Origin of the sequence: Embleya sp. NPDC059237 (assembly GCF_042754105.1) — a bacterium.
GTDB lineage: Bacteria > Actinomycetota > Actinomycetes > Streptomycetales > Streptomycetaceae > Embleya.
In genome coordinates this window covers 139,475-152,833 of the sequence record NZ_JBHZAE010000008.1, presented here as the reverse complement: position 1 = coordinate 152,833, position 13,359 = coordinate 139,475, and the positions used below count along the sequence as shown (strand labels likewise).

The 13,359-nt window shown below is 69.4% G+C and carries 12 protein-coding genes and 1 tRNA gene; 3 read left to right on the top strand and 10 right to left on the bottom strand.

Going from position 1 to position 13,359, the window contains the following annotated elements; genetic code table 11:
• Positions 1-39: 39 nt before the first annotated feature.
• Positions 40-789: a DUF881 domain-containing protein gene (locus ACFXKZ_RS25460; RefSeq protein WP_126640326.1), complete on the bottom strand. Its 750-nt coding sequence runs from the start codon at positions 787-789 to the stop codon at positions 40-42.
• Between the two features lie 130 nt (positions 790-919).
• Between ACFXKZ_RS25460 and crgA the strand changes: the two genes are divergently transcribed.
• Positions 920-1,171: a cell division protein CrgA gene (crgA, locus tag ACFXKZ_RS25455; protein ID WP_078976324.1), complete on the top strand. Its 252-nt coding sequence runs from the start codon at positions 920-922 to the stop codon at positions 1,169-1,171.
• A gap of 247 nt (positions 1,172-1,418) precedes the next feature.
• Here the strand turns inward: crgA and ACFXKZ_RS25450 are convergent, their stop codons facing one another.
• Both ACFXKZ_RS25450 and ACFXKZ_RS25445 read right to left on the bottom strand, forming a co-directional pair.
• Positions 1,419-2,300: a rhomboid family intramembrane serine protease gene (locus tag ACFXKZ_RS25450; protein WP_380003295.1), complete on the bottom strand. Its 882-nt coding sequence runs from the start codon at positions 2,298-2,300 to the stop codon at positions 1,419-1,421.
• 62 nt (positions 2,301-2,362) lie between these two features.
• Positions 2,363-2,893, bottom strand: coding sequence for a peptidylprolyl isomerase (locus ACFXKZ_RS25445; protein ID WP_380003294.1), 531 nt, complete (start codon positions 2,891-2,893; stop codon positions 2,363-2,365).
• A 201-nt stretch (positions 2,894-3,094) separates the two neighbouring features.
• Here ACFXKZ_RS25445 and ACFXKZ_RS25440 point away from each other — a divergent pair, with 201 nt between their 5' ends.
• Complete coding sequence (locus tag ACFXKZ_RS25440; protein WP_380003530.1) at positions 3,095-3,703, top strand: DUF5324 family protein; 609 nt, start codon at positions 3,095-3,097, stop codon at positions 3,701-3,703.
• Between the two features lie 83 nt (positions 3,704-3,786).
• Here the strand turns inward: ACFXKZ_RS25440 and ACFXKZ_RS25435 are convergent.
• The 3 genes from ACFXKZ_RS25435 to ACFXKZ_RS25425 form a co-directional block, all read right to left on the bottom strand.
• Positions 3,787-3,859: transfer RNA gene (locus ACFXKZ_RS25435), tRNA-Ala, on the bottom strand.
• 136 nt (positions 3,860-3,995) lie between these two features.
• The gene (locus ACFXKZ_RS25430; RefSeq protein ID WP_170222265.1) at positions 3,996-4,133 is read right to left on the bottom strand and encodes a DLW-39 family protein; all 138 of its coding nucleotides are present in this window, start codon (positions 4,131-4,133) and stop codon (positions 3,996-3,998) included.
• A 236-nt stretch (positions 4,134-4,369) separates the two neighbouring features.
• The gene (locus tag ACFXKZ_RS25425) at positions 4,370-5,182 is read right to left on the bottom strand and encodes an NAD(P)H-dependent oxidoreductase (protein ID WP_380003293.1); all 813 of its coding nucleotides are present in this window, start codon (positions 5,180-5,182) and stop codon (positions 4,370-4,372) included.
• A gap of 125 nt (positions 5,183-5,307) precedes the next feature.
• On the opposite strand from ACFXKZ_RS25425, the gene ACFXKZ_RS25420 reads away from it, so the two are divergent.
• Positions 5,308-6,315 (top strand): helix-turn-helix domain-containing protein, encoded by a 1,008-nt coding sequence (locus ACFXKZ_RS25420; RefSeq protein WP_380003292.1) that lies wholly within the window; start codon positions 5,308-5,310, stop codon positions 6,313-6,315.
• A gap of 102 nt (positions 6,316-6,417) precedes the next feature.
• On the opposite strand, the gene pknB is transcribed toward ACFXKZ_RS25420, so the two are convergent.
• The 4 genes from pknB to ACFXKZ_RS25400 form a co-directional block, all read right to left on the bottom strand.
• Entirely contained in the window at positions 6,418-8,310 is a 1,893-nt protein-coding gene (pknB, locus tag ACFXKZ_RS25415) for a Stk1 family PASTA domain-containing Ser/Thr kinase (protein ID WP_380003291.1), read from the bottom strand.
• Between the two features lie 206 nt (positions 8,311-8,516).
• A complete protein-coding gene (locus ACFXKZ_RS25410; protein ID WP_380003290.1) occupies positions 8,517-10,046 on the bottom strand; it encodes a peptidoglycan D,D-transpeptidase FtsI family protein in 1,530 nt (509 codons plus the stop codon).
• A gap of 34 nt (positions 10,047-10,080) precedes the next feature.
• Entirely contained in the window at positions 10,081-11,748 is a 1,668-nt protein-coding gene (locus ACFXKZ_RS25405; RefSeq protein WP_380003289.1) for an FtsW/RodA/SpoVE family cell cycle protein, read from the bottom strand.
• A gap of 10 nt (positions 11,749-11,758) precedes the next feature.
• Positions 11,759-13,354, bottom strand: coding sequence for a PP2C family protein-serine/threonine phosphatase (locus tag ACFXKZ_RS25400; RefSeq protein WP_380003288.1), 1,596 nt, complete (start codon positions 13,352-13,354; stop codon positions 11,759-11,761).
• Between the last annotated feature and the right edge of the window lie 5 nt (positions 13,355-13,359).

The following is a 13,359-nucleotide window of genomic DNA, read 5'->3' as shown; positions in this document are numbered from 1 at the left end:
AACACTGTCGTCAGACTCCCCTCGATTCACCGCTGCCGATCACGTCCCGGAGACTTTCGCATACTCCAGGCCCAGCGGGCCCGTATACCCCGGCGCATCGATGCGCTTGCGGTCCTCGACCTTCCACCCGAGGCCGAACGCCTCGACGTAGTCGGTGTAGTTGGACACGCTCTTGCTCTGATCCAGGGCGCGCCGCAGGGCGCCGATGTCGCCGACCGCCGAGATCACGTACGGGGGCGAGTACACCCGGCCGTGCAGGATCAGCGTGTTGCCGACGCAGCGCACCGCGGACGTGGCCACGATCCGCTGGTCCATGATCTGAATCGCCCGCGCGCCGCCGTTCCACAGCGCGTTCACCACGCCCTGGATGTCCTGCTGGTGCACCACGAGGTCGTCGGCGGTGGGTTCGCGCACGCCGGGTACGCGGGACTTGGCGTCGGGAGGGGCGTCGGTCAGGGTGACCGTCAGGCCCTCGCCGGAGACCGGGGTGACCCCGGCCGGGTCCGCGACGGCGTCGATGCGACCGCGCGCCTGGGGGTCGTTGGCCTGCTCCTGGACCAGCCCGTCCACGTCCCGCTGCAGCTTGGACAGGTCCTGCTGGGCGCTCTCGTTGCGCCGACCCTGGTCCCGGATCACGTCGGAGAGTTTGAGCATCTGCGCGTCGCTGCGCAGATTGGTGCCGTGGGAGGTGTCGGCGCTGATCCAGAAGAGCAGACCGGCCAGGGCGAACACCACAAGTGCGGACAATCGGGGTACGATCGCACGCCAGGACATCCCGGACGGCCGCATGGCGAAGATACGCACGTCGCCGTACCCTCCTTCCGGACCTGACAGCGACTACGCTAACCGACACATCACCGGATCGTGTCGCGTGTGCTGCGCACCCACTCGTCCGGCTACATCGACAGGAGAGACTCTCGTGCCGAAGTCCCGGATCCGTAAGAAGGACGACTTCACCCCGCCGCCCGTCAAGAAGACGACCATAAAGCTGGACTCGCGCCGCTGGGTGGCGCCGTTCATGCTGGCCCTCTTCGCGATCGGCCTGCTGTGGATCGTGGTCTTCTACGTGACCGACATGCGCTTCCCGATCGAGTCCCTGAAGAACTGGAACATCGTTGTCGGCTTCGGCTTCATCGCCGCCGGCTTCGGCGTGTCCACTCAGTGGAAGTAGCGCATACGCGCAGCTCAGCGAGTTTTCCCGGGGAGACTCCACAGAGTTATCCACAGTGGGGATAACTGGGCGGATCCTGTGGATAACCCGTTACGGTCCAACGACCGGCCGGGATGTGGGTAACGGCTCGCATCCCGGATTCATCACTTTGGGTCATTGGTGAGATTCACGGGGTGACCGTGCTCGGGTGTCGGGGCCGGGTCGTGTGTCTGTTGCCCGTTGTCTCGTGCCCCCGCGCCCTCGTGCCTCAGACGATCTGCGCGGTCCGGATCAGCACGATCGCCACGATGACCGCCAGCACCGCGAGCAGGCTGCCCACCTGGACCAGGGTCCGCTGCCGCGCCGGCGCGTAGACGACACCGATCGCGGCGAGCGTGCCCGCGACCAGTCCCCCGAGATGGGCGCGCCAGTCGATCGTGCTCATGTTGAGGAACGTGATCATCAGGTTCAGCGCCAGCAGGATGATCAGCGGTTTCAGGTCGTAGTTCATCCGCCGGCCGAGCACGATCATCGCGCCGAACAGTCCGAACAACGCGCCCGAGGCGCCCAGCGAGCCCTGGTTCGGTTCGGCGATCAGATACGACAGCGCGCTGCCGCCCAGGCCCGCGACCAGGTAGAGAGCGACGAACCGGGTCCGGCCCAGCGCCGCCTCGAGCGGCGGACCCAGCATCCACAGGCCGAGCATGTTCAACCCGATGTGCCAGAACTGCTGGTGCAGGAACGTCGCGGTGAGCAACCGGTACCACTGGCCCTCGGCGACACCCTGCCACTCGCCGCCCATGAAGAAGCGGCCGACGAGTATCCACCGGTCCACGAACGTATTGCCGACCACCTGGACCAGCACGAAGACGGCGAGGTTGAGCCCGATCAGGGACTTGGTCACGATCGCGGGCGCGGTCGTGGGCGCGACCCGGCCGCCCGCAACGGTGCGCGCCTCGCGCACCTGGCGACTGCCCTGCCGGACACAGTCCGGGCACTGGAAGCCGACGGACGCGCTCACCATGCAATCGCCGCAGACGGGCCGCTCGCAGCGCGTACAGCGAATGTTCGACTCCCGATCGGGATGCCGATAACACACGGGCGGACCGGCCGGTCCGGTCGCACTCGGCTGCTGCTCGTCGGGGCTCATGCTCACCTTCAGGCACGCGCCGCGGGCCGGGACCCGAAGGCCCCGGCCCGTGCGCTCGGGGTTCAGGACGAGACGGTCTCGACCTCGACCGTGTTGATCACGACGTCGGATGCCGGACGGTCGCGCATGTCGGTCTGGGTACCGGCGATCGCGTCGACGACCTTGCGGCTCTCCGCGTCGGCGACCTCACCGAAGATCGTGTGCTTGTTGTTCAGGTGCGGCGTGGCACCCACGGTGATGAAGAACTGCGAACCGTTGGTGCCCGGTCCGGCATTGGCCATCGCCAGCAGGTACGGCTTGGAGAACGCCAGGTCCGGGTGGAACTCGTCGGCGAAGCGGTAGCCCGGGCCGCCGGTTCCGGTGCCCAGCGGGTCACCGCCCTGGATCATGAAGCCGGAGATGACGCGGTGGAACACGGTGCCGTCGTAGAGGCGGGCGGTGGTCTTCTGCCCCTTGGCCGGGTGGACCCACTCGCGCTGCCCCTGCGACAGCTCCACGAAGTTCGCGACCGTCTTCGGTGCGTGGTTCGGGAACAACCGGATGCGGATGTCCCCGTGGTTGGTCTTGATGGTGGCGAAAAGTTCCTCGGCCACTGATGTGCCTTCCCTACGGTTACACGGACGGTCTTCTTGAATCCTCGGAATCCTCGCATGCCGCGGGCGGCTCCTGCCACGAGACCACCGCGGACACCATTCCACCGTACGGACCGCACGCCGATACGCGGCGCATGAACCCGGGATCGTCGGGAACAGATAGCGGATGAACCCGGCGAGGAGGAGGATGTCGTGACCCGCATGGATCCGGTCCGCGAGGCGACCGGCAGGACCAGGGACCGGCTTGCCCCACACGCCGCGCACGCCAAGGAGGCGGCGATCCACTACGCGGGCGCGGCACGTGAGCGAGCAGTCGAGACCACCCGCGAGAAGGTCGTACCCGCACTGGTGAACGCCAAGGACACGGCCGCACCGCACGTCGAGCACGCCGTCGAGACAGCCCGCCTCCGGGTCCGCAACGACGTGGTCCCGCGCGTATACCAGGTGGTCGACCAGGCACGGGGCGCCGCCGAACCCGTTCGTGACGAGGCCCTCCTGCGGGCCGGCGCCGCGCTGTCCGTCCTCAAGGGCGAGATCAGCGCCGAGGACGTCGCCCGGGTCGGCCGCGCCAAGCGGCGCCGGGCCCGGCGCCGCAGGTTCCTGCTGGGCACGGTCGTCGCGGGTGGCGGCTTCGCGGCCTTCCTGTGGTGGCGCCGCCGCAACGCCCGGCCCGAGTGGCTGACCGACGAGCCCGACGAGGCCCCACAGGGCTCCGCCACCACCCCGCAGACTCCCGCGTCCCTCGACGACGAGGTCAAGCTGACCGAGGACGAGTTCCGCTCAACCGCCCCGAAGCGGGACGCCGACTGACCTGCCCGAACACACGACGAAGGGCCCGGCATCGCGCCGGGCCCTTCGTCGTATCGCCAGTCGTGGATCCTGTACGGATCCTGTGGAGCCTAGGGGAGTCGAACCCCTGACATCTGCCTTGCAAAGGCAGCGCTCTACCAGCTGAGCTAAGGCCCCTCGGTACCGAACCAGATTAGCGGCAACCGGGCCGCGATTTCACGACACCCCATCCGGGCAAGTGTGACGTTTCACGTGAAACGTCACACTTCCCCGGATGGGTTCAAGCCTCTGCGGGGTCTCCCGCACGATCTGTTCAGCGAGTGCCGGTGCCCGCCGGAACCGCGTCCGTCGCCTCGGTCCACAGATCCTGCTCGGCCCGATCCGCCTGAATCTGCCGGTAGACCAACAGGCCGGCTACAGCAGCCAAAGCCACCAGGATCAGCTTCTTCATCAGCGTGGCCTCTCCGTCCTGCGAGTGACGTTCGTGCACCTGTCCGCGTGCCGTGGGCGCTGCGGTCGGGTCGGGCTCGACAATAACAGGTGCACCGAGGCACCGACCAATACCGAAAGTCGTGGTCCGAGCGCCGGTCGTCGGCCCCGGCGACGCCGGTCCGCGCAGGTCGCCGCCCGTTTCGCGGCCCCGAACCACCCCCGCGCACCGGGGAGTCGGGCACGACCGGCCCGGGCTCAGGCGCCCGACCGCACATGCATGTCGATCCCGCTCGCCCCGGGCTCCTCGACGCCCGGCAGCAGCCGCATCTCACGGTCGTAGTCGCCGCCGTCGAGCGCGCGGAAGGCCACCGGCTCGTCGGTGAAGAGCCCGTCGAGCCGTCGGGCGTACTCCTCCTTCGCCGCCTCGAACCGCTCCGGCGATACGTCGTTCGAGCCGTACACCACGAACGGCTCGAGCGGGGCCAACCCGGTGAACCAGAACAACCCGTGCTGGAGCGGGAAGAGCAGTTCCGCCGGCCGCCCGTGAATGCCCCGGTCGGAGAACGCGGTCTCCCGGGCGCCGGCCGTCACCGACAACAATGCCCGCCGCCCGGCCAACGCGCCCTCACTGTATGGGGGCGGGACCTTTGGACCGTAGGCGAATCCGGCGGTGAACACCCGGTCGATCCAGCCCTTCAGAATCGCCGGCGCGGAGAACCACCACATCGGAAACTGCAGGACGACCGCGTCCGCCCAGAGCACCTTCTCCTGCTCGGCGGCGATATCCGGGGCCAGCCGCTCGGCCAGCGTGGCCCGCTGCGATTCGGCCATGACCCGAAGGCGGTGGTCCGCGACGTGCTCCGGGAAGTCGTCGCCGTCCACCGCCGCCTTCCACTTCATCGCGTACAGGTCGGACACCCGCACGTGGTGTCCCGCCGCCCGCAGCCGTTCGACCGCGAACTCGGTGAGCGCGCCGTTGAGCGAGCGTGGCTCGGGATGGGCGACGACGACGAGGACCTTGCGGGGCGACGGCGTGGGCCGGCCGGACTGCGGCGTGGTGGGGTTCATGGAGCCAACGCTCCTCCGGACGCGAACGGGTAGCCAGGACCCGGTTCAACCGGCGGAACCCCGTTCCTGGTACTGCGAGAACCACACAGGCCCGATCCGCCCGGCGCCCGCGCATACTTGACCGCATGAACGGGGTGGAGCAGGGCGAGCGTACGACCGCCACCGAGCGGCGCACCGGGACGGCGGGCGCGCCCGCCGCGCCCGCCGCGCACACCGACGACGAGGTCGAGGGCATCGGCGACGCCCGGCGCGCGCTGGGCGGCTTCCTGCGGGCCCGCCGAGGCCGCGTCGCACCGGAGCACGTCGGACTCGTCGGCGGCCGGCGACGCCGGGTCCGCGGCCTGCGCCGCGAGGAGTTGGCCCAGCTCGCCGGGATCAGCGTCGACTACTACGTACGCCTCGAACAGGGTCGGGCCACCCAGCCCTCCCCCGAGGTGCTGGACGCACTCGCCCGGGCGCTCGGCCTCGACGCCGCCGAGCACCGGCACCTGATCACGCTGGCCGGCACGCGCCGCGCCCCCGCGCCGACGGCCCGGGTCAGCCCGCTGATCCAGCAGATCCTGGACTCGCTGACCCGGCTCCCGGCCTTCGCCACGAACCACCGCCTGGACACGGTGGCCTGGAACGACCTGGGCGCCGAACTCGTCGGCGGCCTGGCCGATTCGAGCCGCCGCGACCGCAACAACGCCAGGTTCCTCTTCCTCGACCCCGCCTCCCGCCTCGTGTTCCCCGAGTGGGAGGAGCGGGCCGAGGACGCGGTGGGCCAGCTGCGGGTCTCGGCCGGGCGCTATCCCGACGATGCGGAACTGGCCACGCTGATCACCGAACTCTCCACCCACAGCGCCGATTTCCGGCGGATCTGGGCCACCGGCAAGGTGCTGGTCTGCGGCGCCGGCCACAAGAGCGTGCACCACCCGGCGGTCGGCTCGATGCACCTGGACTACGAAACCCTCCGAGTTCCCACCCCGACCGGCGACACCGCCCTGGAAATCCACGTCTTCCGCGCCCGCCCGAACACCCCGTCCGCAACCGCCCTGTCCCACCTGGCCACACTCGCCACCCGGGCAACCACCCCCGACCTCGCCCCCGCCGATGCACGGCACCGGACGCCGCGGAGCCCGACGGGAGATTGAAGACACGCCCCAGGCCCTGTTCGCCCCCCGCGCGTCGGCCGGAAACCGCCGAGGCCCCGGGAGCTTTGGCTCTCGGGGCCTCGGTTGGGTGGTGCCTGCGGGTCAGTTCGGCCAGTTGCCGTGGCCGCCTCTCAGGTCGCCGCCCAACACCGAGTTGCCCCCGCCGCCCTGGTTGTTGCCCGACGGGGGCGGGCTGCTGGAGCCCGTGTTGCCGCCCGGGGTGCCCGTGGCCGGAGGAGCCGTGGTGGCCGGGGTCGGGCCCTTGGAGACGGTGAGGTTGATGGTGCCACCCTCGTTGATCTTCGAGCCCGCGGTCTCGCTCTGCTTGAACACCTGGCCGGCCGGCTTCTCCGTCGTGTACTGGTCGGAGGACTTGGTGACCTTGAACCCGAGGTTCTCCAGCTTGGCCTTGGCGTCGTCGTAGCTGAGGCCGACCACCTGCGGCACCTGCACCTGGGTCTTGCCGGTGAAGATGTTCAGGGTGACCTTGTCGCCCTCGTTCAGCTCGGCGCCCGCGTCGGGGCTGGTCGAGCAGACGGTGTCCCGGGTGCAGTTGGTCAGCGTCTGGCTGCGCACGGGGTCGGCGACCAGGTTGGCGTCCTTGAGCTTCTTGGTCGCGTCATCCTCGGAAAGGCCCTTGAGGCCCGGCGGGACGGTGGTCTTCTTCGGGCCGCCGAAGGCCCAGACCTGGATGGTGTCGCCCTTCTTGGCGCTCCCTCCGGCCGGCGGGGTCTGCTTGCAGATGGTCCCCTTGGTCCCGGTGGCGTCCTTGGGGCACTGCGACGGGTCGTTGTTCATGTTGATCTTGAACCCGGCGTTGTCCACCGCCTTGGTGGCTTCCTCCAGGGTCTTGCCGGTCAGGGTGGGCACCCCCGCCGACTTGTCCTCGCCGTCGCCCATCAGGGTCTTGCCGATGAAGAAGGCCGCGACCAGGACCGCGATGCAGGCCAGCGCCAGCAGGATCCAGGCGCCGCCCCGGGACTTCCTCGGCTCGTCCCGGCGGCGGTCGTTGTCGTCGAGCTCGTACTGCCCCGTGGCCGGCCCCTGGCCGTGAGCCGGGATGACCTGGGTCGCCCCGCCCGCCGTCGGCGGCAGGTACTGCGTCGCCGGGTCGGCCCCCATCGGCGCGGCCATCACGCTCGGCGCCCCCACCGGCAGGCCGTGCAGCGCCCGCTCGATGTCGGCGCGCATCTCGTCGGCGCTCTGGTACCGGTTGTCCGGATTCTTCGCCAGCGACTTGAGCACGATCGAGTCGATGGTCGGCGAGACCTCGGGGTCGAACGTGCTCGGCGGCAGCGGGTCCTCGCGGACGTGCTGATAGGCCACCGCGACCGGGGAGTCGCCGATGAACGGCGGACGTTCGGTCAGCAGCTCGTAGAGCAGGCAACCGGTGGAGTAGAGGTCGGTCCGGGCGTCCACGGTCTCGCCGCGGGCCTGCTCCGGCGACAGGTACTGCGCGGTGCCGATCACGGCCGCGGTCTGCGTCATGGTCATGCCGTTGTCGGCCATGGACCGCGCGATGCCGAAGTCCATCACCTTGACTGTGCCCTGCCGCGTCAGCATGACGTTGGCGGGCTTGATGTCGCGGTGGATGATGCCGTTGCGGTGGCTGTACTCCAGCGCCTGGAGCACGCCGGCGGTCATCTCCAGGGCTCGTTCCGGCAGCAGCCGGCGGCCCGAGTGCAACAGCTCGCGCAGCGTCGAGCCGTCCACGTACTCCATCACGATGTACGGGATCGAGATCCCGTCGATGTAGTCCTCGCCGGTGTCGTAGACCGCGACGATCGCCGGGTGGTTCAACGAGGCGGCCGACTGCGCCTCGCGGCGGAACCGGGCCTGGAACGTTGGGTCACGGGCGAGATCGGCGCGCAGTGTCTTGACCGCCACACTGCGTCCCAGACGAATGTCACGGCCCATGTACACCTCGGCCATGCCACCACGGCCGAGGACCGCGCCGATCTCGTACCGGTCGCCGAGGCGACGCGGCTCTTCCATAACTTCCAGCCCTTCCCTTACCGGTCCACGGCCTTCGGTCTTCGGCCGGCCGGTACCGCGGCGATTGCCCCAACGGTCCGGCGCGTTCTCCGACACGGTACCGGTGCGGCGGCCCGGCGGGCCGTCACACCCGAGCCACGAGGGCACGTCGATATCTGATTGCAGTAGTGGTCGGAGTGACTATTGGAGTGGTCGTGTGCCATGGCTCACTTCTTGACCACGGCTTCCATGATCGCCTTGGCGATCGGGCCGGCGAGCTGGCCGCCGGCGATGTCGCTGCGGTCGATCTCGGTGTCCGGCTCCACCACGACCGCGACGGCCACGTTCTTGCCGTCCGGGCCCTTGGCGTACGAGACGAACCACGCGTACGGCTTCTTGCCGTTGTTGAACCCCTGCTGCGCGGTGCCGGTCTTGCCGCCGACCTCGACGCCCGGGATCGCGGCCGGCTTGCCGGTGCCGTCCTTGACCACGCCCTGCATCATGTCCCGCAGCTGTGCCGAGACCTCGGGCGAGACCGCCTCGCTGATCATCTGCGGTTGGGTCTTCTCCAGCACCGAGAGGTTCTGCGCCCGCAACTCGTCCACCACGTACGGCTTCATCACCTTGCCGTTGTTGGCGATCGCGGCCGCGACCATGGCCATCTCGATCGGGGTGGACGCCACGCTCTCCTGGCCGATCGAGGCCCGCATGAGCTGTCCACCGTCGTTGCTGCCCGGGAACAGACTGGGCTTGGCCCGCGTGGGGATGTCGAGCGGGTTGGTGTTGACACCCTTGCCGAAGTTGTTGAAGCCGAACTTCTCGGCCTGCTCCTTGAGCTTCGCCTCGCCGACGTCAGTGCCGAGCTGGGCGAAGACGGTGTTGCAGGACAGTTCGAGCGCCCGTTGCAGGGTGGCACCGACACAGCCCGGGTGCGAGGCCTCGCTCAGGCCCTGGTTCGAGGACGGGTAGAAGAGCGTGTCGCCCCTGAGCGGGACCGTCGGCGCCTCGTTCGGCTTGGCCTTGCCCTCGGACAGCGCCGCCGCCGCGGTGATCAGCTTGAAGGTCGACCCGGGCGGATAGGTGTAGCGCAGCGCCCGGTTGTCCATCGGCATCTTCGGGTCGAACTTGGTGTCCGGCTTCTTGCGCTTGGGGTCGGTGTCCAGGGTGAGCTGGTCGTACGCCTCGGCCACCGCGTTGCGGTCGTTCTGGGCCAGCACGTTCGGGTCGTAGGACGGCGTGCTGACCATGGCCAGCACCTTGCCGGTGTCCGGGTCGATCGCGACCGCCGCGCCGGTCTTGTCCTTGAGGCCGTTGTACGCGGCCTCCTGCGCCTTGGCGTTGATCGTCAGCGCGACATTGCCGCCCCGGGTGCCCTTGTTCGTCACCGTGTCCAGCACCTTGCGCACGAACAGCCTGCTGTCCTTGCCGCTGAGGATGTCGTCGTCGAGGTTCTCCAGCAGGTTCTTGCCGACGAACGGCGAGATGTAGCCGGTGACCGGCGCGTACATCGGGCCGAACTCGTACTTGCGCAGGAACTCGTACTGCTTGTCGTCGGTCTTGACCGAGCTGGTGATCGGCTTGCCCTCGACGAGGAAGTCGCCGCGCGGATGCGAGTACTTCTCGTAGATCGCCCGCTTGTTGTGGTCGTTGTTCGCGTAGTCGTCGGCCTTGACGACCTGGACCCAGTTGGCCCGCAGCATCAGTGCCGCGACCAGGATCAGGCAGAAGACGGAGACCCGCCTCAACGGCTTGTTCACGGTGTTTCCCTCCCCTGGACGTGCGTTGCGGCGGTCACGGGTTCGGCCCGCCGGAGCCGCCCTGGCCCGGTGGGCCGAACGGGGCTCCGCCGCCGGGGCTCGGCGGGGGCACGAATGGTCTCGGTGGCGTCCCGGAGCCACCCGGAGGCGGGGTACCGGGGCCGCCGGGGGCGCTGGGCACCCCGCCCGCCACGGTCAGCGCCTCGGGATCGGGAGCGGACGAACCGTCGGCGGGCGTCGCGTTCGGCGGCGGGGTGGTGCCGCCGGCCGGCGTGCCGTCGCGGCCCGAGGCGTGCGAGCCACGCCGGGGGGCCACTCCCGCGCCCGGGTCGAAGGTCCCGGCGGGCGGCGCGGGGCGGCGGGCGGTGTCGCTGATCCGGATCAGGATCGCCACCAGTGCCCAGTTGGTGATCACGGACGAGCCGCCCTGGGCCAGGAACGGCATCGTCATACCGGTGAGCGGGATCAGACCGGTGACGCCGCCCGCGACCACGAAGACCTGGAGCGCGATGGTGACCGACAGGCCGGCCGCGAGCAGCTTGCCGAACGGGTCGCGCGCGGCCAGCGAGGTACGCAGACCACGCTCGATCAGCAGCGCGTACACCATGAAGATGGCCATCATCCCGGCCAGGCCCAACTCCTCGCCGACCGTGGTCAGGATGAAGTCGCTGCGCGCGGCGAAGCCGATCTCGGTCGGGTGGCCCTGGTTGAGGCCGGTGCCGAGCAGGCCGCCGGTGCCGTAACCGAACAGGGCCTGGGCCAGTTGCTCGGACTGCACCGATCCGCTGCCGTTGTAGGCGGCCAGCGGATCCAGCCAGGCCGCCACGCGGTCGTGCACGTGCGGTTCGAGCGTGCCGACCACGACCGCGCCGCCGACGGCCATGAACAGACCGAACAGCAGCCAACTCGTGCGCTCGGTGGCCACGTAGAGCATGACCACGAACAGGCCGAAGAACAGCAGCGAGGTGCCGAGGTCGCGCTCGAACACCAGGATCAGGATGCTCAGCAGCCAGACCACCACGATCGGGCCCATGTCCCGACCGCGCGGGAAGTACAGCCCCATCACCTTGCGGCTGGCCAGCGCGAGCGCGTCGCGCTTGGCCATCAGGTAGCCCGCGAAGAAGACCGTCAGCACGATCTTGGTGAACTCGCCGGGCTGGAAGTTGAACGGGCCGAGCCGGATCCAGATCTTCGCGCCGTACATGTCGCCCGGGAACGGGATCGGCGACACGAGCAGGACCAGCGCGAGTGCCATGAACGTGTACGTGTAGCGCTGGAGCAGCCGGTGGTCCTTCAAAAGCACCACGATGCCCACGAACAGCCCGATGCCGATCGCCGAGTACATCAGCTGCGAACCGGCCGCCGCGGTGCCGTGCCTGCCGCCCAGACCGATGCCCTTGACGATGTCCAGGTCGAGCCGATTGATGAACATCAGGCCCATGCCGTTGAGGAACGTGGCCAACGGCAGCAGCAGCGGGTCGGCGTACGGCGCGAACTTGCGGACCAGCAGGTGCGCGATTCCCGCGAAGATGCCGAGGCCGAAGCCGTACTTGATCAGGCTGCCCATGGGCAGTGACCCGTCCCCCGCCAGTCCCACGTTGGCGTAGGCCAGCATCGGCACCAGGACCGCGAATCCGAGCATCATCAACTCGGTGTTGCGGCGATTCGGTGCGGCTTGGGGGGTGATCGTCGTGTTGCTCACGGCGCTCCCCTCAGTTCGTTCCGGCGGTTCCGGCCGGTCGCGGATAACACTGCTTGGCCAGCTCGGCCTCTTCGGCGCTCAGCCCCGCCCCGGGTGCCTCCGGTGTCGCCGCCGGTGGTGTCGTGCTTGTACTCGGTGGTGCCGAACTCGCCGGTGCACTCGGGCTCGTGGTCGTGCTGCCCTTGCTTCGACCGCCCGACTCGGTGGGCGGCGCGGTCGAACTCCGGTTGCTGCGCGAGGCCGTGGTCGAGGTGTGCTTGGCGACCGGCAGGTTGGTCTGCAGCGCCACCGGGAGACCTTGTACCTGCTGCGGGAACGCGTCCACGCTGCCCGCCGGCTGGGCGCCGGGGTTGCCGGGAGTCTCGGTCTTCTTCATGTCCTGCGCCGAGTACGACCTGCGGCACACGTCGGCCTGGCGCTTGAGCCGGTCGATGGTGTGCCGCGCGTCGCTCAGGCTCGTCGCGTCGAGCGTGCTGTTGACCGCGTCCCGATTGGGCTGACCGATCAGGGACAGCTTCACCTCGTCGTAACTCTGGTACGTGCTCGCGAGGTTGATGCCCAGGATCTTCGAGTCGATCCCCCGGTAGATCGCTACGTGGTCTCCTTTGTCGGCCACGAAGTATTGCGTCTGGGTCCAGTAGTAGGCGCCGCCGAGCGCCGCCACCAGCACCGCGACGCCGCCCCAGATGGGCAGCGTCTTGCGCAGGGTGGACTTGGGCTTGGGCTTGCGCCGGCTGCCCGGCTCGGAGACCAGGGCCTCGGTCTCGTACTCGCCGGCGGTCAGCTCCCGGGCCCGGGAGGCCGGGGTGGTCGGCAGCGTCGTGGTGTCGTCCACCACGGCCGCGACCGCCCCCACCACGATCGGGCTGTCGGAGGGCTGGTCGGAGGGGTCGACCACGTCCGCGACGATGCAGGTGATGTTGTCCGGGCCGCCGCCGCGCAGCGCGAGCTGGATCAGCTCCTGGACCGCGTCGTTCGGATTGCCGTAGGTGAGGAGGGTGGTCTCCATCGTCTCCCGGCTGACCACCCCCGACAGGCCGTCGCTGCAGATCAGGTAGCGATCGCCGGGCCGGGCCTCGCGCACCGACAGGTCCGGCTCGACGTGGCCGCGCCCGTCCAGCGCGCGCATCAGCAGCGAGCGCTGCGGATGGTGGTCGGCCTCCTCCTCGGTGATCCGACCCTCGTCGACCAGGCGCTGCACCCAGGTGTGGTCCTGGGTGATCTGCTCCAGGGCGCCGTCGCGCAGGAGGTAGGCACGGGAGTCGCCGATGTGGGCGAGGCCGAGTCGGCTCCCGGTCCACAGCAGCGCCGTCAACGTGGTCCCCATGCCCTCGAGCTGGGGATCGTCGTCGACCATCACACGCAGTCGGTCGTTGGCGCGATCGACCGCCGAACGCAGCGCGTCGAGCAGGTCGGCCCCGGGCACGTCCTCGTCGAGTTCGACGATGGTGGACAGGACTTCGGAGCTGGCGACTTCGCCCGCTGCCTGCCCGCCCATGCCGTCGGCGACCGCGAGCAGGCGAGGACCGGCATACCCGGAGTCCTCGTTGCCTTCTCGGATCATGCCCTTGTGGGATCCGGCGGCGAAGCGGAGAGAGAGGCTCATTCAGG